This is a genomic window from Paraclostridium bifermentans (genome assembly GCF_964259345.1).
GTDB lineage: Bacteria > Bacillota > Clostridia > Peptostreptococcales > Peptostreptococcaceae > Paraclostridium > Paraclostridium bifermentans_B.
Window position 1 is genome coordinate 294,750 of sequence record NZ_CAXVJR010000004.1, and the last position, 23,811, is coordinate 318,560.

Here is a 23,811-nt window from a genome sequence, read left to right on the forward strand (position 1 = left end):
ACCATGAAAAATATATGTGTAATAGGCAGTTTAAATATGGACTTAGTAGTAAATGTTTTGGAAATGCCAAAAAAAGGACAGACACTAATAGGAAGCAACTTTAAAGAGGTACCTGGAGGCAAAGGTGCAAATCAAGCGGTTGCGATGGCAAGACTTGGTGGAAATGTAACGATGGTAGGTAAAGTTGGAAAAGATAGCTTTGGAGATACATTAATAAATGCACTTAAAAATGATAATGTAGATACAAATTATATAAAAAAAGTGGAAGGTCCAACTGGAGTAGCTATGATAACTGTTGATAAAAATGCAGAAAATTCAATAGTAGTAGCGCCTGGAGCTAACTTTAAAGTAGATACTAACGATATAGATGAAAACATAAGCGCTATAGAAAATAGCGATATAGTTGTTGTTCAACTTGAAACACCACTTGAAACTATAAATTATGCACTTAAAAAAGCTAAAGAGCTTAATAAATATACAATATTAAACCCAGCTCCAGCAGTTAAATTAGAAGATGAGATAATAGAAAATGTAGACTTGCTTACTCCTAATGAAACAGAACTTGAAATATTAAGCGGAGTAACTATAAACAATGAAGATGATATATTAAAAGCTGCTAAAACAATGATAGATAAGGGTGTTAAAGAATTAATAGTAACTCTTGGATCTAAAGGAAGCTTATATATAAATAATGAAAAATCTATGTTTAAAAAGTCATATAAAGTAGAGGCTGTTGATACAACAGCAGCAGGTGATAGTTATACAGGAGCTCTATCAGTAGCATTTTCAAAAGACGAAAGCATAGAAGAAGCTATGGATTTTGCATCAAAAGTAGGCGCATTATGTGTTATGAAAGAAGGAGCTCAAAGTTCATTACCAAAACTACAAGATGTTGAAAATTTTGGGAGGTAGAGAAATGAAAAAAGGAAAATTATTAAATAGTGAGATATCATCAGTTATATCTACAATGGGTCATACGGATAGCTTGACAATAGGTGATTGTGGACTACCTATACCTAAAGATGTTAAAAGAATAGATTTAGCATTGAAATATGGCATTCCATCATTTTTAGATACGCTAGATACAGTTCTTGAAGAATTATGTGTAGAAGAAATAATAATAGCTTCAGAAATAAAAGAATCTTCAAATGAAATGTATGAAGAAATATTAAAAAGATTTGAAAATATTAAAGTAACAATGGTAGAACATGAAGAGTTTAAAAAGAGAACTAATAACTCTCATGCAGTTGTAAGAACGGGAGAGTGTACTCCATATTCAAATATAATATTAAAATCAGGAGTTGTATTTTAATAAAACTTTTAAACTAGGGAGGAGAACTATATGAACAGTCCTATCTTAAAAATGAAAAATATAGTCAAAGAATTCCCAGGAGTAAAAGCTTTAGATGGAGTTAACTTAGAACTTTATCAAGGTAAAGTGATGGCTCTTATGGGAGAAAATGGTGCAGGAAAATCAACACTTATGAAAGTTTTAAGTGGGGTTTACAAAAAAGATGGTGGAGAAATTTATTATAATGGCAAACTAGAGGATATAAAAGATCCTAAGGATGCTCAAGAAAAAGGAATAGCGATAATACATCAAGAGCTAAACCTTATAGACGATTTAACTATAGGAGAGAATATATTCTTAGGAAGAGAACCTAAAAAAGGATTTAAAATAGATTTCAATACTCTTTATAATGAAGCTGATAAATATTTAAGAAAACTAAATATAAGTACAAGTTCTAAAGAGTTAGTTAAAAACTTAAGTCTAGGTCAACAACAAATGGTTGAAATAGCAAAAGCTCTTTCTCTTGATGCAAAAATAATAATAATGGATGAACCTACTGATGCACTTACAGATAAAGAAACTGAAAGTTTATTTAAGGTAATTAATGATTTGAAATCAGAAGGAAAAGCTATAGTTTACATATCACATAGACTAAAAGAAATATTTGAAGTATGCGACTATATAACTGTTTTAAGAGATGGAAAGTATGTTGGAAGTGAAGATGTAGTTAACCTAGATGAAGATAAGATGATAGAAATGATGGTTGGGAGAAAGCTTACAGATCAATTTCCAAGGCTAGAAGTTGAAAAAGGCAATATAGTACTTGAAGTTAAAAATCTTTCAAATAAGTATATAGAAAATATAACATTTAATGTTAAGAGCGGAGAAATTCTTGGTATTGCAGGGCTTATGGGAGCTGGTAGAACAGAGCTTGCAAAAACAATTTATGGACATATAAAGAAGGAAAATGGTCAAGTATTAGTTAATGGAAAAGAAGTTAATAATAAGTCTGCAAAAGATGGATTAAATAATAAGATAGCCTATGTATCTGAAGATAGAAAAGGTGATGGTTTAATACTTTCATTATCAGTTAAGGAAAATATGACTATATCATCTTTAAATAAGTTATCTAGCTTATTTAAACTTAATAAACAGAAAGAAAATACACAAGTAAAAGATTATATAAAGAAGATGAATATAAAAACTCCTAGTGAAGATCAAATAATTAAAAACTTAAGTGGAGGTAATCAGCAAAAAGTTGCAATAGCAAAAGCTCTTATGACTAATCCTGATGTACTTATACTTGATGAACCGACTCGTGGTGTAGATGTTGGAGCTAAAAAAGAAATATACGATCTTATAAATAACTTTAAAAGTCAAGGGAAAGCAGTGGTTATGATATCATCTGAAATGCCTGAGATACTTGGCTTAAGTGATAGAATATTAGTTTTAAGTCAGGGTAGGTTAACCGGTAAACTAGATATAAAAGAAGCAACTCAAGAGAGTATATTAAAATATGCAGTTGAAGTTAAGGAGGCTTAATCATGGAAGCTAAAATGAATCAAACAGAAACAAAACAAGTAGATATTAAAAAATTATTAATAAAGTATAAGTCACTAGTAGGGCTACTTATGCTAATTGTAATAGTCTCAATACTAAGTCCGTCATTTTTAAGTACTAGAAATATATTAAATATATTAAGACAAACTTCGGTAAATGCTATAATAGCAGCAGGTATGACATTTGTAATACTTACAGGGGGAATAGATTTATCTGTTGGATCAGTACTTGCGCTAAGTGGAGCATTTGCAGCATCACTTTTAGCATCAGGACAAAGTATAATAGTAGCTATAATGGTAGCGATAATAGTTGGAGGTATAGTAGGATTTTTAAATGGATTTGTAATAGCTAAAGGTAAATTACAGCCATTTATAGCAACTCTTGCAACTATGACTATATTAAGAGGTTTAACTTTAGTGTTTACAGATGGAAAGCCAATAACACTAGGAAGTAATGAATTAGCTATGGCATTTGGGAAAATAGGTGGAGGAACAATATTTTCAATACCGGTACCAGTAATTATAACTATATTGGTATTTATAGTATGCTATTATATATTAAACCATACTAAAATGGGTAGATATACATACGCATTAGGCGGTAATGAAGAGGCAACTAAACTATCAGGGTTAAACACAGATAAAATAAAAATATGGGTATACACTATAAGTGGTATATTATCAGCAATAGCAGGTATTATAATAACTTCTAGATTATATTCAGCACAACCGACAGCTGGAACAGGTTATGAATTAGATGCAATAGCAGCAGTAGTTCTTGGAGGAACAAGACTTACTGGTGGTAAAGGGAAGATAAGCGGAACTATAGTAGGTGCACTTATAATAGGAGTTTTAAGTAACGCATTAAATATATTAGATGTATCATCATATTATCAAATGATGGTTAAAGGTGCAGTTATCTTAATAGCTGTATTATTAGATAGAAAAAGTAACTAAGAAAGGAAGATAATGATGAAAAAATTTCTTTCAATAATTATGATTATAACTTTATCAAGTTTTATGCTTGTTGGATGTGGCCAAAAACCTGATGAAAGTAAAAAAATAGGTCTTATAGTATCTACACTAAATAACCCATTCTTTGTTGATTTAAAAAAAGGTGTTGAGCAAGAAGCTGAAAAATTAGGGTATGAAGTGGTAGTATTAGATTCGCAAAATGATCCGGCAAAAGAAGTATCTAATATGGAAGATATAACAGTAAAAAATGTAGATTTAGTTTTACTTAATCCAGTAGATTCAGATTCAGCTGTAGCATCAGTTATGATAGCGAATAATGCAAATCTTCCAGTTATGACTGTGGATAGAGTAGCAAATGGAGGAAAAGTTATATCTCATATAGCATCGGATAATATAGCTGGTGGAGATATGGCAGCTAAGTTTTTAATTGATAAATTAGGTAATAAAGGTAATATTGTTGAACTTGAGGGAATAGCAGGTTCATCGGCAACTAGAGATAGAGGTAAGGGATTTGATGATGGGGTAGCTGATAGTAATTTAAAGATAATATCAAAACAATCGGCTGATTTTGATAGAACAAAGGGGCTTACAGTTATGGAAAATATAATACAAGCCAAGGGGGATATAGATGCTGTATTTGCTCAAAATGACGAGATGGCTTTAGGAGCGTCAAAAGCACTTGCAGATGCGAATATGAATGATGTATTAGTAGTAGGATTTGATGCAACAGATGATGCGGTAGATGCAGTTAAGCAAGGAACGATGGCTGCAACAGTAGCTCAACAACCTATACTAATAGGAGAGACAGCAGTAAAACAAGCAGTTAAATACTTACAAGGCGATAAAGTAGAAGCATTTATCCCTGTTGAATTAAAATTAATAACTAACTAATTGAGAAAGAGACTGTCTTAAAATAGATTTAGACAGTCTCTTTTGTTTAAGTTGATTATATTTATTTTAAAATTTTAAACATTAAATTAAGTTAAAGCAATTTTTATAATTTAAATATAAAATTGTAAGAAAACTTAATTATGATATAATATTTAAAGAGTGTAGTTGATATAAGATTGGAGGCGACATTTATGAGATACAAAGTATTAAAAAAACAAAATGTTAGTAGTCACTGTGTAGTATGTGGTGTAGACAATGAGTTGAGCTTAAAAGCTAATTTTTATGAATTGGAAAATAATGAATTAGTAGCTATATGTGATACAAAAGAATGGCATCAAAGTTATCCGGGAAGAATGCATGGAGGTATGTCAGCTGCTATATTAGATGAAACGATAGGTAGGGCTATAACGATATTAGACGGAGAAGTTTGGGGTGTTACGGTTTCGCTTGATATAAAATATAAAAAACCTGTACCAACTGATGCTACTATAAAGGTAGTAGGAAGAATAACAAAAGAAAATAGAAAGTTATTTGAGGGAACGGGAGAAATTATATTACCTAATGGAGAAGTAGCTGTAACAGCTAAAGGCAAATATATGAAAATGCCTGTAGAAAAGATCACAGATGATGAAAATGTACTTCAAAAAGAATGGATAGAGCCAGATAAAGAGGAATTATTAGAATACATAGAATTATAATGAATCAAAAGAGCTACTAAAAATAGTAGCTCTTTTATAGTCTATTTTTGTAAATTTAATATCATCAATAATTAGTTTGTGATATAATTAGAAACTTGAGAGTGAATAGATAAATATTTAATGATTAATTTACAATAAATTCCCAAAATTCTACAAAACTATATTAAAATATATAAAGTAGATGGATATAGAAGGGAGGAGTTAAATGAATAGTAATTTAAAAAATAGAAACTTATTCAAATATAAAGTGTTTATTATTTTTATTTTATTTTTATTCGTTTTTACATTTAACAAATCTTATGCTAGTGAAAATAGTGGGGGTATGAGTAAGGTTAATATTATAAATGAGATAAAAAATTCATATGGTGAGTATGATATAGATAAAGACTACATAAATGAAGCGAAAAAATATCTTGAAAGCAGTATAAAAGATAGTGATTATTTTTTTATATTAGGGTATTTTGATTATTTGGATGAAAATTATAAACAGGCAGTCCAAAATTTTGAACTTGCTAAAAATGACATAGATAAATCAAAAGAACAGATAGTAAAAATTTATAACTATATATTATTAAATAGATGTTTATTAAAAGAAAAACAGTATGATGAATTAGTTGAGAATGCAAATTTCTCGATAAATTATATAAAAAAAGATAATAACTATAAAAATAATCAAGATTTAATATGGGAAGTTATAGAAACTCTTATAAATAACTCTAACACACATAATGCAGCTATAAATATCTTAAATTCTTATATAGAAGATACGAGAGATTTAGAGTTAGATTGTAAAGTAGCCTTAAGAGGAAACTTAGGGCTATTATATGCTATGGAAAAAGATTATGCAGATGCAATATATAATTACTTAGATGTTATATATATAACACAACATCATCCGCAGATGAAACATTCACAAGTATATAAAGCTAAAGGATATATACTTATAGGATCATTAATGGCGGAACTTGGTATAGATGAAAAAGCTATAAGTTGGTATAATAGAGCATTAGATGTTGAAATACCAAATAAGAATGACGAAGCTGAAGTTAAATCTAATGTATATATAAATAAGATGGATATTTATATAAAGTTGAAAGATTATGAAAAATGTAATGAAATTTTAGCTGAAGCTAAAAAATGTATACCATATTTAGATAATGATACAAAAGATGATATTGAAATTTTAATATATATGAATGAAGCTAATATAAATATAGAACAAATGAATTTGAATGAAGCAGAAAAGCAATTAAATAAGAGTGTAGAATTATTAGAAAATGATAAAAATCAAATATTTTTATATAAAGAAACATTTGTTGGTTTTTCTCAGGCTAAATTATACAAAGCTCAAGGAAAATATAATGAATCACTAGGTTTATATGAAGAGCTATTAAAAGATTCGCAAGCTAAAGGTTTGGATTTAGATCTAGAAATATATAAGGATATAGCAGATGTTTATGCTGATATGGGGGATTTGCGTAAGTATATTGAATATAATTATCTTGTTGATAAGAAAGAAAGAGAAATACAAGAAATTATAAGAAGTGATTACGTTGAATATGCTATAAAAGCTTATGAAAATGACAAGTTGAAAGAAAAGGAAAAAAATAATGAAATAAAAACCCTAATAATTACAGGTATATTAATAATAATGTCAATATTATTAATAGCTAGAATTAGGAGAATTAAAACTTTGAAAAACTTGAATTATATAGATGGAATGACTAAGTTATATAATAGAAAATATTTAGATGATTATGAACTTAAACATAGAGATAAACTTATTAATGAAGAGGTGTCCATTATATTACTTGATATTGATTACTTTAAAAAATATAATGATAATTATGGACATATAAAAGGAGATGAAGTTATAAAAGAAGTATCAGGGTGTATTCTAAAAAATATAAGAAAAGGTGATATAGGAATTAGGTTTGGCGGAGAAGAAATGCTTATTGTCTTAGAAAATACATCTTCAGATGAAGCTAAAAAAATAGCTATAAGAATACAAGAAAATTTAAGAAATAGAAATATAAAACATGAATATTCACCAATTTGTGATATAGTTACTGTTAGTATGGGTATATATACAAAAAAAGCTGGTATAGAAGAATATATATATAACTCTATAGATAGAGCTGACAAAGCATTATATATATCAAAAAATAATGGAAGAAACAAATATACTGTACTAAATGAAATATAAGGTAATTACATCTGATAGTGAATCTTTAAAGTATATTCTTAAAAACCTAATACTGGGGGAATGAGGATTATGGTAGAGGAAAAATTATTAAAGGAACTAAAGTTTATATTAGGAGAGTTGTATTTGAAATATGGAAATACAGATGAAGTCATAATGTTAAGTCAACTTGTAGATAAACTTCTTTAAAATTAAATATATATATAAATAGCTACCTTTAAATAAATTTTACAAGGTAGCTATTTATATTTTATAAGAAGTATTATTTTTTAGTGATAAATTCTTATATTATATGGGTATATGTATAATAAATTAAAATTGAAATTTGAATTAAATTTTAAAATATTAAATATATTAAACATATGTATTAATAAATATAACAGGACAAAATAAAAGTAATATATACATTTGGAGGATAAACATATGAAAAATAAAGTAGTAATAATTGGGACTGGAATGGTTGGAATGAGTTATGCTTATTCTATGGTAAATCAAGGTACATGCGAAGAATTAGTTTTAATAGATATAGATAAAGAAAGAGCTAAAGGAGAAGCTATGGATTTAAACCATGGGCTTAACTTCGGGAAAAGAAAAATGAAAATATATGCAGGTGATTATATTGACTGTAAAGATGCATATGTAATATGTATAACAGCTGGAGCCATACAATCAGAAGGGGAAACTAGACTTGACTTATTAAATAAAAATACTAAAATAATGAAAAGTATAATAGATAATATAAAAGCTTCGGGGTTTGATGGGATATTATTAATAGCTACAAATCCAGTTGATATAATGACATATGTAGCAGCAAATTTATCTGGATATGATAAAAATAAAGTAATAGGATCAGGGACAACTTTAGATTCGTCAAGACTTAGATATATGTTAAGTGAAAAATTAGATGTTAATTCTAAAAATGTTCATGCATATGTTATGGGAGAACATGGAGATTCTCAATTTGTGGCATGGAGTTATGCTCTTAAAGGAGTTCAGCCTATATATCAAATAGCATCTAGAAAAGATAGTAATATAGAATTTGATGATTTAGAAAAAATAGAAGATGAAGTGAAAAATGTAGCTTATGAGATAATAAAGCGTAAAAAATCTACTTATTATGGAATTGGGATGGCTCTTACTGCCATAACTAAAGCTATACTTGAAAATGAAAATAGTATACTTACAGTGTCTGCATATTTAAATGGAGAATATGGACATAAAGATGTATATATAGCAGTGCCGAGTATAGTAAATAAAGATGGAGTAAGAGAAATAATTCAATTACCATTAGAAATAGAAGAAAAAGAAAAATTTGACAAATCTATAAATGTTATGAAAGAAAATATAGAAAAGATTGATTTATAAAAGTTAAGGTTTTTGAGTATTTAATATAAAGGTTAAAAAATAAATACTCAAGGAAGTGATTATTTGAACAGTTGGAAAAAATACAATTTATTCATAAGTACTATATCAGGAGTATTATCGTTTATATGTATAGTATATTTACAGGTATCACCTATATTACTTTTGCCAGGAGCATTTACTATAGGAGTATGTTATAAGTGTATAAAGAATATTATAGTTGGACCTCCTAAATTAGAAAAAAAGAAAATTAAGCAAAAAGCAAGATAAGGAATATGTTGTTGCATATTCCTTTTTTATTGAATATATTAATAAAAAAATTAAAAACGTAAACTATTGTATTGTTAATGAATATACTAAATGTATATTGAAAATAAAAAATAAAAAGTTTCATTAAACAAAGCGTTATAAAAATTATTGACTGGCGAAGTTAAGTATTTTCAAAGTGAATAATTAATTAAATAAAGCAGGTATAAAATATAAAAAGAAATATAAAAATGAATAAGTTTCAAAAAAATAGAAATGAAAGAATAAAAAATATTTGGAAACACAAAAAATATATGGAAATATATTGAAAAAACAACTTAGATATGATATTATTTAATTAATAACTTGCAAAATGAAAAGGAGGTAAATATTATGGAAAACTATATGGTTTTAGAATACTTTGAATATGAAATGGAAATGGACTATGATTTTTCACCAGATTATGAAGTAGAATAATTAAAAGTAAATAGAAAGATATGTATTAGGAGGATAAAGAGGTGCAAACCGAAAATTTAAACACATAAAAGGAGCTATAAATTAATTTTAATAGCTCCTTTTATTTTATTCACCCATTATATCATCTATACAATAATGAAAAGAATCAATTACTTTATTTGCTTTGTTTTGAAGAGGTTCTTCAGCATAAGTAAATGTATACGAATTATTATATCTTTCAAACATGCTAAGGTCATTCCAAGAATCACCTATCACATACACATTATTATCAGACAAATCAAACTTACTGCAAACTTTTTCGATACCGGTAGCTTTAGAACAACCTTTAAACACTACATCGACAAAATATTTATTTCTATAAGCGGTTATATAATCTCCAAAAGTATCATTTAAGTAGTTTTTGAGAATTTCTGCATCTTCAATGCTTTTGTCTAAAGCACATATACTCATAATGTTTATATTAAAATCGTTATATTTTAAATCATTTAAATTTATGAGCTTTAGTGTAGATGATTTTCCCAATAACATCTTTATAATTCTTTTAAGAATGTTTAGATTAAATACATTTCTTGATTTTAATAGATCTTTACTTTTTAATATATAATTTGTATGACCATCTAAGACAGATACCCTAAAATCTTTTGCTTCTAATGCGTACTTAGATATTTCATACACTATAGAAGCATTTATTTTATAGTTTTCTATTATATTGAGATTAGAATCAAGTATAAAAGCCCCGTTACATAAAACATATGCATCTACATCTAATTTATATTTACTTATAATATTATCTAATTCACACAATGCTCTCCCTGTAGATAGTATAAATAGATTTCCATCATTTTTAAACTTGTCTATATTTTCGATACTTTTATGATGGATTTTTTTATTTAAAAGAAGTGTACCATCTATGTCTGATGCTAATAATTTACTCATTTTTACCCCCATAATGATGAATTCATCAATTAAAATAAAATATATAACAATATTATACTATAAAAATATGAAAATGTTTCTACAAAAATCAACACTTTACTATAAACTATTATTTTAGTAATATAGTACTAGAAAATTATAGTAAGTTAATAATATAAATATTATAATTTGATAAAAAATTTAAGGAGTATAACTATGAATTTTAATAATAAATATGCAAAAGTAATAGGTGTAAGTGAAGATGGTATAAAAAACTTACAATACATAGTAAATTATAAAAATAATAAAGAAATATTAGAGACAGAAGAAATATCTATAAATCAAGATATAGATAAAGACTATGCGGTAAAAATACTAGATGAAATAGAAATAGTATTTATAACTTACAATTCGAAAGAACAGAGAACTTGCGATATAGTAAAAGCTATAAATTATATGGCAAAAGAAAGAAGAATAGTTACTATAGGACTTGATGTTAATGAAGATAATAAGAAGACTGAATTTGATTTTAATGCTGAATTTATAATGGATGATGAAAATAGAGAGTTAATTTGTGACCTAATAGACATGATGGTTGAGTCTGTATCAGAAGAGTGTACTATAAATATAGATTTAACAGATTTAAAAGAAATATTATCTAAAGAAAAAGGCTTAGCTTATGGATTTATAGAGAGTGACAAGACTAAAAATAAAGAAGAACTAGTTAACATGCTATTTGATAGTATATTAAAAACAAGTGAAGAGTTAACTAAGAAAAAAGGTATTGTATTTATAAGTCTTGGAAATGAGTATTGTAAAATTGAAGAAGTATTAATAATATTAAATGAAATGTTAGAAGATATACAAAGTAGAATAGATAATAAGTGTGACTTAATATTTACATTAGCTTTAAATGAAAATCTAAAAGATAAAATAAGAATGGGTATATTATACAATTAATTTTACTTTTATATAAAAATGTCTCAAGAACTCTTGAGACATTTTTTATTATCTGAAATCAGAAATGTTATTTTCTATAGTCATAAATTGAAGTATACTATGTAAAGGTAGCTTTTTACTTTCTATACCCATGCCAAGTTGTTCAAATGAATGCATAGCGCTCATGCTATAAGTTTTTAAAATACCATCTTCTAATTCTTCTAAATGTTTATTAATGTATGACTTTATATCATCTATAGATTTTAATGAATCTATTTCATTTCCACGTAAAACATGTTTAAATATTTCAAAACCTTCTCCCTTAGCTCCCCATAAAAATATTCTAAAAGTAACTAAAGATCTTTCTAAATATATTCCACAGCTTATAGAGTTCATTTGATTTATATCTTCATATAAGTGTTGGTTAAAATCAACAAATCCACTAGGTGCTATTTCAAATACTTTATCATCGCTGTATTCTAAGTCGCATTTAGATAATTTATCGTGTAAATCTGTGTAACCTGAACTATCTACTAATATATTTGCAAAATTAGTAGGTTGTATAAATATTTTATCACTAGTTAAAAATTCTCTTTTCATGACATGCTCCTTTATTGTTATAATTTACTATGATATTTTAACACATTAATATAATATTTGAAAATCAAATATTATGATTTTTGAACTATATTTTCATCATAGCTAACCCAATCACTCATACTACCTATGTAAGCTTTAACATTATATGAAAGCTCATCTAGTAAGACATAGTTTATACAAGCTTCAATACAAGAACCACAATAAGTTATTATTTCCTTATCTTTTAAAGATTTAAAATTATCATTTACTATATCTAGGCTTTTTAAATATCCACTATCAGCTATATTTTTATGCCATGGTATATTTATAGCTCCTGGAATATGACCTGGCTTTGAATATAAAGGTTCAAATTCACCGGTATATCTATTATTATCTCTAGAATCTACTAATACTATGTTATTATTAATTATAGATTTTTTTACATAACTCATATCACAAACTATATCTTCGTTTAAGTTTATTTTAAAACAAGAAGTTTTATGATTAGATGGAATGGATGAAGTAGTAGGGAGGTTATTAAGTTTCCAAGCAGTAAATCCACCATTTAATATGTATACATTTTTATATCCCATATATTTTAACTGAAGGAATGCTCTAGGGGAGCTGTATATTTTCTCATCATAAACAACTATAGTAGAGTTACTATCTATGCCTATAGAACTAAGCTTGCTAGATAATATGTCAATATCAGCTAATGGTCTAGCACCGCCATGAACTTGGCTAGTACCACAAATATCTTTATTAATATCTAGAAAAAATGCACTAGGTATATGATCTTTTTTATATAAATCATAACCGAGATTACTGTCAAATAAATCAAATCGACAATCGATTAAAAATAGATTATTTGTATCTTTAAAATCTGTTATAAATGAACAATCAACAAAATTTTTCATTTAGCAAAAACCTCCTAAAATTTATTTATACTTTAATAATAACACGAAAGGAATGATTAATAATTATATTAGTTTAAATAAGAAAATAAATACCTAGTAGAAGTAAAATATGAAATAAAAAAATAAACTATAGAATAAAAAAGGAAATTAAGAATAGTATTAGTATTTATATATAATAAAAATCTTAGCAAATAAGGAGAAATAAATGAACTATAAAAATATATTAGATATAACAGCAAATCCTACCATACAATTAAACAATAAAAACTTGAATAATAAATATAATATTTTCTCAGATATGGGAGCTTGGCATGGCTATTATTTACCAGATATAAAAAATAAAAGTTTATTAGGTGGATTTTCAGGACCTGTTATAATAGCTCAAGAATATCCATACAATTTATCAGACTGTATATGTAAAATAGAAATAAGAAATATAAATAATAAACAAAAATACAAGTTAGATAAGGCTAAAGATATAAAGGTAAATTACTACCCAGGAAAACTACACCAAAGATATGAATTAACAGACTTAGACTTAGATTTAGAGTTAGTATTTGTATCAAATAGGAGTGCACTTATAAAAACAACTATAAAAAATAATCTAGATATAGAATTAAACTTAAATTTAGCATTTAAAGGGAGTATATTCAATAGATATTTTAGCATAAAGGATAATAAATTTAAAAACTGTAACCAAAGAATAGAAAAAACTAAGTGCGGAATAAAAGTTTTATTTTCAAATATAAAAGATAATTCATCATTTTTTTCTACGGAAGATACTGTATTTAAAATAAAATACTCTATACCTACAGAAACAAGTATAAATTTAAATTTAACAAGTTATGAAAGTTATTCGAAATATAATATAAACATAAAACCTAAAGAAAGTTTCAGTGTATATTCAACACATTCATATACTTTCACGAAAAAAGAATATGAATGTGAAAAAACAATAATTAATGAAGTGTTTCTAAATCCTAAAATGCAATTTATAAAAAATGAAAATAGGTGGAAATTATATATAGATACGGTAGAAGAGAAAAGTATCGAGGAGTATAAGTATAAAAAAGCTGCAGTAAAGTGTATTAACACTCTTATGACAAATTACATAAGCGGTGCAGGTGCATTAAAGTATGGAGGTATAGTTCCATCAAAAACATATCATTATTTTAATGGACTTTGGTCTTGGGACTCTTTTAAACAAGCTGTAGCTGTATCTAAGTTTGATAGCAATATAGCGAAAGAAAATATAAAAGCTATTTTTGAATATCAAATACAAGAAGATGATAATATAAGACCTCAAGACAAAGGAACTTTAATAGATTGTATATTTTATAATAAATCTAAAGAAAGAAATGGGTTAGGGACAAATTGGAATGAAAGAAACTCTAAACCACCTCTTGCGACTTGGGCTGTGTATAGTGTTTATAAAGAGTGTATGGACAGAGAGTTTTTAAAACAGATGTATCCTAAATTAGTTGATTATCACAATTGGTGGTATAGAAATAGAGATTATAATAAGAATAAAATTGTAGAATATGGTGCAATGATAGATGATAAAAATAATACAGACGAAAGTAAAATACTTGCAGCTGCTTGGGAAAGTGGTATGGATAATGCAACTAGATTTGATAAAGAAGGATATGTCGGAGATTTAGGCATTAAGATACATGAAAATAAAGATAGTGATAACAATGTAGTAGGATATTCTATAAATCAAGAATCAGTAGACTTAAATTCATATTTATACAAAGAAAAAATGCTTTTATCTGAAATAGCAGATATATTAAGTATAGATACAGATGTACTGAAATACAAAAAGGAAGCTGAGTATGTTAGAGATTATATAAATAAAAAGATGTATGATGATGAAAGTGGATATTATTATGATTTACAAATCAATCAATATGAAAGTAAACTTCTAACTAATAGAGGTAAAGCAACTGAAGGATTTATGCCATTGTGGGCTGGAATAGCTACAAAAGAACAAGCTAAAAAGATTAGAGATAATGTAATGGATGAAAATAAATTTAATACTTTCATGCCTATACCTACTGCTAGTAAAGATAATGAAAGATATAATCCGTATAAATATTGGAGAGGACCTGTATGGCTAGATCAAGCATTGTTTTTAATAGAAGGACTAAAAAATTATGGATATTATGAAGATGCTAGATTAATAGCTAAAAAATTATTTGACAATGCTAAAGGGTTATTAGAAGATGACCCAATTCGAGAAAATTACAATCCAGAAACAGGAGAAGGACTACATGCTACTAATTTTAGTTGGTCAGCAGCTGCATATTATTTAATATATAAAGAAACTTTATAGAATAAAAGGGTATGTATATAAAGATACATACCCTTTTATTTATTTTAAATATAAAATATTATATAGTAATACAAAGACAAGAAGGTGATTAGATGGACTTGAAAGAAAAAGTTAAAAATTTACCTCAAACTCCAGGGGTATATCTTATGAAGGATAAAGATAAAAATATAATATATGTAGGGAAGTCAAAGTGTTTAAAAAATAGAGTTTCTCAATATTTTACATCATCCTATGCCCCATCTAAAAAAATTACTAGAATGATTAAATTTATAGATGACATAGAGATAATAAAAACAGACACTGAACTAGATGCATTATTGTTAGAATGCAAATTAATAAAAAAAATTCAGCCGATGTATAACACTCTTATGAAAAATGACAAAAAATATGCATATTTTAAAATTGATATATCTGATGAATATCCATCATTAGAACTCAGTATAGAAAAAAATGATAATAGTTTATATTTTGGACCATATACATCTATACATAAGTTAGAATTTATAGGTGAAGTTTTAACTAAATACTTTAAAATAAGAACGTGTAAAGGGACAAGAAAATTAAAAGGGTGCATAAATTATGAATTAGGATTCTGTTTAGGCCCATGTAAAAACAAAGATAAGTCATCCTACAATAAAAGTATAGACAAGCTTATAAATACTTTAAATGGAAAAGATAAGGATATATTAGATGATCTAAATAGTAAAATGATAGAAGCTATAAAAAATTTAAACTTTGAAATTGCATCAAAATATAGAGATGAAATAGAAGCTCTTAAAGTTATAATACAAAAAAGTGAAGCTATAAATTATACAAAACAATCTAAAATTATACTTTTAAAAGCTGATTTAGATGATGACTATAAGAAAATATATATATTAAAAGGAATAAATGTACTTTACTCAAAGTTAATCAAGATTGAAGATATAAAAAGTTATAATTTTGAAAATGAACTTTTAGATAATATCGACAGAATTATAAATACTAATTATGAGAAAGACAGAAATTATATCAAAAAAGAAGAATTAGATATTTCTAATATAATTTATTCTTATATAAAATATAATGATTATTGTAGTTATATAGATATAGGTAAAAAAGTAAATAATAAAGAAGAAATAGGTAGTTTTATAAAAGATTAATAATAAAAAAGTTATTAATATAAAGCTATACAAGATAAATATAAACTGGATTTTATTTACACACTTTGATATAATAATGTAGTTTCAGTGTATAATACTAATAAAATAGATTACTGAAATAAAGATATGGGTATAAATTAAAAGAAAAAATATCATAAAAAAATAATAAACCCTCTTTAAAGAATAAGTATATATTAACTGATTTTAAAGAGGGTGTTTTTAAAGAATATATAGTTTAATAAAGGAGACATTATGCAAAGAATAGAATTATTAGCACCAGCAGGTGATTTAGAAAGATTAAAAACAGCCTTTGTATACGGAGCGGATGCAGTATATATCGGTGGAGAAATATTTGGTATGAGGTCTGCTGCGAAAAACTTTAACAAAGAAGATATGACAGAAGGTGTAAGATTTGCACACGAGAGAGGTAAACAAGTATTTGTTACTTTAAATATAATTCCTAGAAATGAAGAATTTGAACAATTAGAAGCCTATTTAAAAGAATTAGATGAAATAGGTGTAGATGCGGTTATAGTAAGTGACCCTGGAGTATTTAGTGTAGTAAAAAAAGTATTACCAAATATGGAGATTCATATAAGTACTCAAGCTAGTACCACTAATGCATCAGCAGCAAACTTTTGGTATAACCAAGGTGCAAAAAGAGTTGTTATGGCAAGAGAACTATCTTTTGAAGAGATAAAAGAGATAAGAGATAACTGTCCAGAAGATATGGATATAGAGGCATTTATACATGGAGCTATGTGTATGTCATATTCTGGAAAATGTGTTATAAGTAACTATACTACAGGAAGAGATGCTAACAGAGGTGCTTGTGCACAGTCTTGTAGATGGAAATATACATTAGTTGAAGAAAAAGAAAATGGAGAATATGAAAAAGTATTAGATGACGTAGATGCAGAATTTTTCTTTAACACTAAAGATATGTGTATGATAAAATACATACCTCAAATAATCGAAAGTGGTATAAACAGTTTTAAAATAGAAGGTAGAATGAAAACTGCATATTATGTAGCAACTACTGTTAGAGCTTATAGAATGGCAATAGATGAATATGTCAAAGATCCAGAAAACTGGAAGTTTAATCCTATGTGGTTAGAAGAACTTAAAAAAGGAAGTCATAGACATTTCAGTGAAGGTTTTTATTTAGGTAAAACAAGCACAAAAGATCAAAATTATGAATCAGCATCATATGTTAGAAATTATGATTTTATAGGTGTGGTTAGAGGTCATGATGAAGAAACTGGTATGCCTATAGTAGAACAAAGAAATAGAATGTTTGTAGGGGATAAAATAGAAATAATAGGACCTTACAAAGAAACTATGTATGCAACTATATTAGAGATGTATAATGAAGATGGAGATCCAATAGAGTCTGCTCCTCATGCTAAACAAATAGTTAAGATGAAACTAGATATACCTGTTGAAACAGATTATATGTTAAGAAAGCCAATAACAACTATAAATACATTATAAAAATAAACCTAGAAACATTAATGTTTCTAGGTTTTATTATGTAAAAAATAATTGAAATAAATATAAATTAGTAATATTATAAAATTATATGAAAAGACAGGGGGAAATTTTATGAAGAATGTAAACATAAAAAATGGTCAAAATGTAGTTTTAAGAGAAGCTACAAAAAAAGATGCACAAGCAATAATAGATTTTTATAACCTTGTAGGTGGAGAAACAGTATATCTTTCATTTGGAAAAAATGAATATAAGGTAGATGTTAAACAACAAGAAAATATGATAGAAACAACAAATTCATCTAATAATAATACTATGATTTTAGCAACTATAAATGAAGAAATAATAGGAATAGGAACAATATCATCAAATCAAAAGAAAAAAGGAAAGCATGTTGGTATATTAGGTATAGTTATAACTGACAAATATTGCAACCTAGGACTTGGAAAGCTTATGATGGATGAATTAATTAACTGGTGCAAGGGAAATGATATAACTAAGAAAATAACTCTTGTAGTTAGCCAAGATAATCCTAGAGCAATTGCATTATATGAAAAATGTGGATTTGAAATAGAGGGAATATTAAAAAATGAAATATATATAGATGGTAATTTTTTCAATTTAGTTAGCATGGGAATGATTATATAAAATATACATAAAGTTAGAAGAGTTATATTAAAATATATATTGCTTATTTAATAATAAGTTAAATATTTAAATATAACTTTTTTTATATAGAAATTAGTGAATATTTTAAATACAAGTAATATCAAAGTAAATTTCCTTATATATTAATAATAATGGGGTGTTGTACAAAGTTAATATTAATATATAAGGAGGAGATTGAAATACATAAAAATATTAAAGAAATAATTTTATTATCAGGGGCTTATATATCTGTATGTATAGGTTCTGGGTTTGCTACAGGACAAGAAATACTACAATTTTTTTCCTCTCAAGGAAGCAATAGCATATTAGCTGGAATTTTGTGTATGTTAATTATGATGTATAGCGGTGCAAAGTTATTGAAAATAGGAAAAAATTCTAATTTGAAATATAGTAATGATATATTTACACATTTATTTGGAAGCTTTTTAGGTAATATATTTAAAATATTGATACCAGTATTTTGTTTATGTAGTTTTATTGTTATGATATCAGGAGCTGGAGCAACTCTCAATCAATATTATGGAATAAATAAAACTGTAGGAGGATCTATACTCGCGATTATAACTATGATATCGGTTATAAAAGGAATGGATAAGGTATTATCGATTTTAGGCAGTTTAGGCCCTATAATAGCAATAGTAGCAATAGGTGTTAGTATAATAACTATAAGTAATAATTATGAAAATTTAAGAAATGTAGATAATATAGTTTACAATTTAAATATGGTAAAGGCTGTAGATAGTTGGCCATTATCAGCTTTAGTATACAGTGGACTTAATATAATATTTGCAACACCTTTTTTAGCTGGAGCAGGTAAGACAGTTAAAAATATAAAAAATTGTAAATATGCAGGAATTTTAGGTGGTTTTATTTTAATAGCTGCTGCCATGTTTATAAATATAGCTCTTTTAACGGATATACAAAATGTTTATATTCAAGAAATACCTACTCTTTACATAGCTAAACAAATATCAAATGGCATAGGAAATATATTTTCGCTGATATTAATTGGAGGAATATATACAACTGCAGCGCCATTACTGTGGAATGTGTGTAGCAGTTGTTATGTTGAAAAAACTAAAGAATTTAACCTAATGGCTATATTATGTACTGTATTAGGTATATTTGGAGGTATGTTACCTTTTTCTTACTTAGTAAATTTTATGTATCCTATATCAGGGTCTGTAGGAATAATAATAATAATATTTTTAATTGTTAAAAGGAGGTAATTTGATCTCCTTTTAATTTTTTTGTTAAATTGAAACAAAGTAAAAATATACACATATTTTAAATTATAGATTATTATATAGGAGGAAAATTATGATAAATATTTTTGATTGTAAAGAAAATAATTCGTGTATATCGAAAAATAGACTAATTAAAGACAGTGAGTTTTTAAAGTATGAAATTATTTATCCTAAAATAGTTTTAAATCAAAAGTATATAGACCATAATAATTATAATAAATATATTATTCAAAATATAAATGATATGATGTATAGAGACACTATAAAGCATAAAGAATCAATAGAAAAACAAGCTACAGAATATGCGAAAAATTATAATAACAGTAAATTTAAATATAAATATCAGTTATATATAGATTTTAAGTTAGGATATGATAAAAATGACTTAATAAGTATACTAACTGAAAAACATATATTTATGGGTAAATCACATGATATAGCCTACTTGATAAGTTATAATTATGATTTAAAAACAGGCCAATCAATAGAGCTAAAAGATTTATTTAGAAAAAATGTAGATTATAAGTCAATTATAAATGATCATATATTAAAGGGAATAAAGAAAAATAATGAAGTATTTTTCATGGAAGATAGTGGGTTTAAAGGTATAAATGAAAAACAAAATTTTTATATAAATAAGGATTCAATTATTATATATTTTGAAATCTATGAGATAGCACCATATAATGTAGTAATACCTATATTTAAAATAAATTTTCAAGAAATAAAAAAATATTTAAACCCTAAATACGTATGTATTTAATAAAAATAAATATATGAATACTAATTATTAAAATATGAAACACTAAACAAAACAAACTAAAAAGGAGTAACTGACATGTTTAGTGTTGACCCTATTGAATATGTTGGATATTGCGCATCTATATTAATTGCAATATCTTTGACTATGACATCTATTATACAATTGAGAGTAATAAATTCTATAGGATGTCTTTTATTTGTTATATATGGTATTAAAGTAGAGGCATATCCAGTTGCAATTGCTAATGCTGTTATAATTGTAATAAATATTTATAATTTATACAAATTATTTAAAATGAAAAAATAGAAAATTAATAAACAACTCATATTAAAGTATATTTAATATGAGTTGTTTTTACGTAAACACATATTTATAACTTGGACATAATTCAAAATATAGGTATATAGCATATATTAAAAAGTAAAGATACGTTAGAGATTCATAAGGGGGAAAATAAATGAAAGATAACAAATTAAATATAGCTTATTTTAATCACTTATATAAGAAAGGAATTATAAATAGAAATGCGTATAAAAAAATATTAAGAGATTTAATGAGGGAGAGAAATAAATTAGTTACAATAAAATCAAGCTACAATGATAAGTATGTATCTGTAGAAGGAGAATTAAATGAATTAATGGCTATAGAGAATAAGATAGAATTATCTGATAGGTTTGTATTAATAGATATGGGAAATGGAGATGTAATTATACAAACGCAAGAAGGTTATTATATAAAAGTTGATAATAAAAGTAATGAATTGTTTGCAAATGAAACAAAAGAAAATAATGCAACTATATTTACCTTAATGCCAATAAACGAAAAAGAAGTAGCGCTAAAATCAGACAATGGGTACTATATAAAGGTTAGAGATAATGGTATGATATTTGCAGACGCATGTATGCAAAATGAAAGAACTGTGTTCAAAATAAAAGAAGTTACAAAAATAGAGTATGATGATATAGTTATAATATCTTTATCAGAACAAAGATTTGTAACAGCTATGGATGGAGGCGGATCTTATTTAACTGCAACTGAATTTGACCAAAGTGATAATGAGGAGTTTACTATATTACAATTTTTAGATGAAAGTATAATTATCAAGACTTTTAATGGATACTATGTTAGGACAAATGAAGATAAAACTTTAATAGCAGATACAAAAAATATAGAAGATGCTACCTTGTTTAAAGGAGAAACTATAGAAAATTACACAAGAATAATAAAAACTTTAGATGGAAGCATAGTAAGAGTAAGAGACATAGATAAATATTTGGTAGCAGATGCAGAAGAGATAAATGAGAATTGTAAATTTAATATATATAAATCAACTAGACCATTTTAAATAAAACCCTACAAAATAAGTAGGGTTTTGTTTATTAATATAGAAATATGTTATAAGGGGGGATGTCATGAAAAAAAGGACAATAATAATTGTAGGTATTATTTATACTATAATAGTAATAAGTATAATATCTAATATATATGTTGGAATAGAATATAATCTTAATATATTCGAGTATATAAATAAATCAATGCCTATAACTATAAAAGAAAGAGAAATTTTAAATAAACATGGAAAAATTGTTTATGGATCAGATCAAAGCTCTCCACCTCTTAGGTACAAAGATAATACAGATGGACAATATAAAGGTATGGTTGTAGACCTTATAAATGCACTTTCAATACAAGTAGGACAAGATATTTCTTTTGAACCTAATAATTGGTGGAAAGAATCGTTAGACAGTCTTAGTAATAAAAGCATAGATTTCTTTGATTTAATAGAATCAGAAGAAAGGTCTAAAAAATTTATATTTACAGATCCTGTGTATACATTGAGAGGAAATATACTAAAACACAAAAACTCTGAAATAAAAGGATATAAAGATTTAAGCGGAAAAAAAGTAGCAATTTTAGAAGGAGATTATTCTATAGAATTCTTAAAAAATAAAGTTAAGGATTTAGATATTGTTCTAACTAAAGATGTAGAAGAAGCAGTTAAGTATTTAGTAAATAATGATGTAGATGCAGTTATAGGGGATGAACCAGTTCTAAAATTTTATATAAAAGATAGAAAAATTAACCAAGATTACAATATTCTAAAAGAACCTATATATACAAAAAAAGCTGTATTAGCTGTAAATAAAGATAAAAAGGAGCTAGTGGATATATTAAATAAAGGTATATTTCAACTACAAAAAAATGGTATATATCAAGATTTAAAACAGAAGTGGTATTATGAGTATGATGATGTAAATACTATATTTTATGACACTAATTCAGGTTATTCAAAATATGTTTTAATTGGAATAATACTTATATCGATATATATTTTTTATGGTTGTACATATATTTTAAAAAGAGAAATAAGAATTAAAACCAATGAAGTTATAGAAAGCCAAACTATATTAGAAGCTGCTCAAGCTCAAATGCTAAGAGATCACAAAATGGCAGCTATAGGGCAGCTAGCATCGGGAGTAGCACATGAAATAAGAAATCCATTAGGTATAATTAGAAATTATTGTTACCTTTTAAAAGATTCAGATAATAGTGATGAAGAAATAAAAGAATATGTAAATGGAATAGAGAATAATGTTAAACGAGCGACTAACATTGTATCAAATCTTTTAAATTTTTCAAGAATAAGTAATGATAAGTTAGAACTTACAAATATGAAGAACTTTATAGAAAGTACAGTTAGACTAGAGGATAAGTTAATAAAAAATAATAATATAAAAGTAAAGATAGATTGCAATGATAGCTTAGATTGTTATATAAATCAAGATTCTTTAAAACATGTATTATTAAACCTTATATCTAATGCAGTTTATGCTATAAATAAAGATGGAAGTATATATATAGAAGCTTATACAAGTAACAATAAATTAAATATAAGTTTTAAAGATACAGGTATAGGGATAGAAGAAGAAAATATCAAGAATATATTTGATCCTTTTTACACAACAAAGCCAATTGGTAAAGGTACTGGACTAGGGCTTTATATAACTTATAATGAGATAACCAAGTGTGGTGGAGAAATAAGTGTTAAAAGTATATTTGGACTAGGAACTACATTTTGTATAAAACTTCCAATACATAAGGGGGACTAACA

The 23,811-nt window shown here is 26.1% G+C and carries 22 protein-coding genes; 19 read left to right on the forward strand and 3 right to left on the reverse strand.

The features are described 5' to 3' along the window. Positions 1–3 precede the first annotated feature (3 nt). From rbsK to ACEXNK_RS09905, 9 genes are all read left to right on the forward strand, one after another. Positions 4–912, forward strand: coding sequence for a ribokinase (gene rbsK / locus ACEXNK_RS09865; RefSeq protein ID WP_373600302.1), 909 nt, complete (start codon positions 4–6; stop codon positions 910–912). 4 nt (positions 913–916) lie between these two features. Further along, positions 917–1,312 carry a D-ribose pyranase gene (rbsD, locus tag ACEXNK_RS09870; RefSeq protein WP_373600301.1) on the forward strand — a complete coding sequence of 132 codons (396 nt, stop codon included), beginning with the start codon at positions 917–919 and terminating at the stop codon, positions 1,310–1,312. A gap of 30 nt (positions 1,313–1,342) precedes the next feature. Further along, positions 1,343–2,833, forward strand: coding sequence for a ribose ABC transporter ATP-binding protein RbsA (gene rbsA / locus ACEXNK_RS09875; RefSeq protein ID WP_373600300.1), 1,491 nt, complete (start codon positions 1,343–1,345; stop codon positions 2,831–2,833). A gap of 2 nt (positions 2,834–2,835) precedes the next feature. Continuing rightward, complete coding sequence (gene rbsC, locus ACEXNK_RS09880) at positions 2,836–3,807, forward strand: ribose ABC transporter permease (protein WP_373600299.1); 972 nt, start codon at positions 2,836–2,838, stop codon at positions 3,805–3,807. 15 nt (positions 3,808–3,822) lie between these two features. Beyond that, the gene (gene rbsB / locus ACEXNK_RS09885) at positions 3,823–4,716 is read left to right on the forward strand and encodes a ribose ABC transporter substrate-binding protein RbsB (protein WP_373600298.1); all 894 of its coding nucleotides are present in this window, start codon (positions 3,823–3,825) and stop codon (positions 4,714–4,716) included. Positions 4,717–4,907: 191 nt separating this feature from the next. Continuing rightward, positions 4,908–5,414: a PaaI family thioesterase gene (locus ACEXNK_RS09890; RefSeq protein WP_373600297.1), complete on the forward strand. Its 507-nt coding sequence runs from the start codon at positions 4,908–4,910 to the stop codon at positions 5,412–5,414. A 205-nt stretch (positions 5,415–5,619) separates the two neighbouring features. Then, a complete protein-coding gene (locus ACEXNK_RS09895; RefSeq protein WP_373601593.1) occupies positions 5,620–7,620 on the forward strand; it encodes a tetratricopeptide repeat-containing diguanylate cyclase in 2,001 nt (666 codons plus the stop codon). A gap of 420 nt (positions 7,621–8,040) precedes the next feature. Then, positions 8,041–8,982 (forward strand): L-lactate dehydrogenase, encoded by a 942-nt coding sequence (locus ACEXNK_RS09900; protein ID WP_373601034.1) that lies wholly within the window; start codon positions 8,041–8,043, stop codon positions 8,980–8,982. A gap of 63 nt (positions 8,983–9,045) precedes the next feature. Then, the gene (locus ACEXNK_RS09905) at positions 9,046–9,249 is read left to right on the forward strand and encodes a hypothetical protein (protein WP_373601035.1); all 204 of its coding nucleotides are present in this window, start codon (positions 9,046–9,048) and stop codon (positions 9,247–9,249) included. A gap of 558 nt (positions 9,250–9,807) precedes the next feature. On the opposite strand, the gene ACEXNK_RS09910 is transcribed toward ACEXNK_RS09905, so the two are convergent. Then, positions 9,808–10,638 carry an HAD hydrolase family protein gene (locus ACEXNK_RS09910; RefSeq protein WP_373601036.1) on the reverse strand — a complete coding sequence of 277 codons (831 nt, stop codon included), beginning with the start codon at positions 10,636–10,638 and terminating at the stop codon, positions 9,808–9,810. Between the two features lie 195 nt (positions 10,639–10,833). Here ACEXNK_RS09910 and ACEXNK_RS09915 point away from each other — a divergent pair, with 195 nt between their 5' ends. Further along, positions 10,834–11,577 (forward strand): hypothetical protein, encoded by a 744-nt coding sequence (locus tag ACEXNK_RS09915; RefSeq protein WP_373601037.1) that lies wholly within the window; start codon positions 10,834–10,836, stop codon positions 11,575–11,577. A 48-nt stretch (positions 11,578–11,625) separates the two neighbouring features. Here the strand turns inward: ACEXNK_RS09915 and ACEXNK_RS09920 are convergent, their stop codons facing one another. Then, positions 11,626–12,156 (reverse strand): hypothetical protein, encoded by a 531-nt coding sequence (locus ACEXNK_RS09920; RefSeq protein ID WP_373601038.1) that lies wholly within the window; start codon positions 12,154–12,156, stop codon positions 11,626–11,628. Positions 12,157–12,227: 71 nt separating this feature from the next. Further along, positions 12,228–13,052 (reverse strand): sulfurtransferase, encoded by an 825-nt coding sequence (locus ACEXNK_RS09925; protein ID WP_373601039.1) that lies wholly within the window; start codon positions 13,050–13,052, stop codon positions 12,228–12,230. 205 nt (positions 13,053–13,257) lie between these two features. Here ACEXNK_RS09925 and ACEXNK_RS09930 point away from each other — a divergent pair, with 205 nt between their 5' ends. From ACEXNK_RS09930 to ACEXNK_RS09970, 9 genes are all read left to right on the forward strand, one after another. After that, positions 13,258–15,387, forward strand: coding sequence for an MGH1-like glycoside hydrolase domain-containing protein (locus tag ACEXNK_RS09930; RefSeq protein ID WP_373601040.1), 2,130 nt, complete (start codon positions 13,258–13,260; stop codon positions 15,385–15,387). Positions 15,388–15,479: 92 nt separating this feature from the next. Beyond that, positions 15,480–16,529: a GIY-YIG nuclease family protein gene (locus ACEXNK_RS09935; protein ID WP_373601041.1), complete on the forward strand. Its 1,050-nt coding sequence runs from the start codon at positions 15,480–15,482 to the stop codon at positions 16,527–16,529. A gap of 252 nt (positions 16,530–16,781) precedes the next feature. Then, positions 16,782–18,023 (forward strand): peptidase U32 family protein, encoded by a 1,242-nt coding sequence (locus tag ACEXNK_RS09940; protein WP_373601042.1) that lies wholly within the window; start codon positions 16,782–16,784, stop codon positions 18,021–18,023. A 111-nt stretch (positions 18,024–18,134) separates the two neighbouring features. Further along, positions 18,135–18,668, forward strand: a complete 534-nt coding sequence (locus ACEXNK_RS09945) for a GNAT family N-acetyltransferase (protein WP_373601043.1) — start codon at positions 18,135–18,137, stop codon at positions 18,666–18,668. Positions 18,669–19,012: 344 nt separating this feature from the next. Then, a complete protein-coding gene (locus ACEXNK_RS09950; protein WP_373601594.1) occupies positions 19,013–19,918 on the forward strand; it encodes a YkvI family membrane protein in 906 nt (301 codons plus the stop codon). A 91-nt stretch (positions 19,919–20,009) separates the two neighbouring features. After that, the gene (locus ACEXNK_RS09955) at positions 20,010–20,699 is read left to right on the forward strand and encodes a DUF3298 and DUF4163 domain-containing protein (protein ID WP_373601045.1); all 690 of its coding nucleotides are present in this window, start codon (positions 20,010–20,012) and stop codon (positions 20,697–20,699) included. Between the two features lie 75 nt (positions 20,700–20,774). Next, entirely contained in the window at positions 20,775–21,005 is a 231-nt protein-coding gene (locus ACEXNK_RS09960; protein WP_373601046.1) for a YgjV family protein, read from the forward strand. A gap of 151 nt (positions 21,006–21,156) precedes the next feature. Further along, complete coding sequence (locus ACEXNK_RS09965; protein WP_373601047.1) at positions 21,157–22,044, forward strand: hypothetical protein; 888 nt, start codon at positions 21,157–21,159, stop codon at positions 22,042–22,044. Positions 22,045–22,111: 67 nt separating this feature from the next. After that, positions 22,112–23,809, forward strand: coding sequence for an ATP-binding protein (locus ACEXNK_RS09970; protein WP_373601048.1), 1,698 nt, complete (start codon positions 22,112–22,114; stop codon positions 23,807–23,809). The last annotated feature ends 2 nt before the right edge of the window (positions 23,810–23,811 follow it).

Coding starts and splice junctions, on each gene's coding strand:
- rbsK (WP_373600302.1), top strand. CDS start 4: ATGAAAAATATATGTGTAATAGGCAGTTTAAATATGGACTTAGTAGTA.
- rbsD (WP_373600301.1), top strand. CDS start 917: ATGAAAAAAGGAAAATTATTAAATAGTGAGATATCATCAGTTATATCT.
- rbsA (WP_373600300.1), top strand. CDS start 1,343: ATGAACAGTCCTATCTTAAAAATGAAAAATATAGTCAAAGAATTCCCA.
- rbsC (WP_373600299.1), top strand. CDS start 2,836: ATGGAAGCTAAAATGAATCAAACAGAAACAAAACAAGTAGATATTAAA.
- rbsB (WP_373600298.1), top strand. CDS start 3,823: ATGAAAAAATTTCTTTCAATAATTATGATTATAACTTTATCAAGTTTT.
- ACEXNK_RS09890 (WP_373600297.1), top strand. CDS start 4,908: ATGAGATACAAAGTATTAAAAAAACAAAATGTTAGTAGTCACTGTGTA.
- ACEXNK_RS09895 (WP_373601593.1), top strand. CDS start 5,620: ATGAATAGTAATTTAAAAAATAGAAACTTATTCAAATATAAAGTGTTT.
- ACEXNK_RS09900 (WP_373601034.1), top strand. CDS start 8,041: ATGAAAAATAAAGTAGTAATAATTGGGACTGGAATGGTTGGAATGAGT.
- ACEXNK_RS09910 (WP_373601036.1), bottom strand. CDS start 10,638: ATGAGTAAATTATTAGCATCAGACATAGATGGTACACTTCTTTTAAAT.
- ACEXNK_RS09915 (WP_373601037.1), top strand. CDS start 10,834: ATGAATTTTAATAATAAATATGCAAAAGTAATAGGTGTAAGTGAAGAT.
- ACEXNK_RS09920 (WP_373601038.1), bottom strand. CDS start 12,156: ATGAAAAGAGAATTTTTAACTAGTGATAAAATATTTATACAACCTACT.
- ACEXNK_RS09925 (WP_373601039.1), bottom strand. CDS start 13,052: ATGAAAAATTTTGTTGATTGTTCATTTATAACAGATTTTAAAGATACA.
- ACEXNK_RS09930 (WP_373601040.1), top strand. CDS start 13,258: ATGAACTATAAAAATATATTAGATATAACAGCAAATCCTACCATACAA.
- ACEXNK_RS09935 (WP_373601041.1), top strand. CDS start 15,480: ATGGACTTGAAAGAAAAAGTTAAAAATTTACCTCAAACTCCAGGGGTA.
- ACEXNK_RS09940 (WP_373601042.1), top strand. CDS start 16,782: ATGCAAAGAATAGAATTATTAGCACCAGCAGGTGATTTAGAAAGATTA.
- ACEXNK_RS09945 (WP_373601043.1), top strand. CDS start 18,135: ATGAAGAATGTAAACATAAAAAATGGTCAAAATGTAGTTTTAAGAGAA.
- ACEXNK_RS09950 (WP_373601594.1), top strand. CDS start 19,013: ATGTTAATTATGATGTATAGCGGTGCAAAGTTATTGAAAATAGGAAAA.
- ACEXNK_RS09955 (WP_373601045.1), top strand. CDS start 20,010: ATGATAAATATTTTTGATTGTAAAGAAAATAATTCGTGTATATCGAAA.
- ACEXNK_RS09960 (WP_373601046.1), top strand. CDS start 20,775: ATGTTTAGTGTTGACCCTATTGAATATGTTGGATATTGCGCATCTATA.
- ACEXNK_RS09965 (WP_373601047.1), top strand. CDS start 21,157: ATGAAAGATAACAAATTAAATATAGCTTATTTTAATCACTTATATAAG.
- ACEXNK_RS09970 (WP_373601048.1), top strand. CDS start 22,112: ATGAAAAAAAGGACAATAATAATTGTAGGTATTATTTATACTATAATA.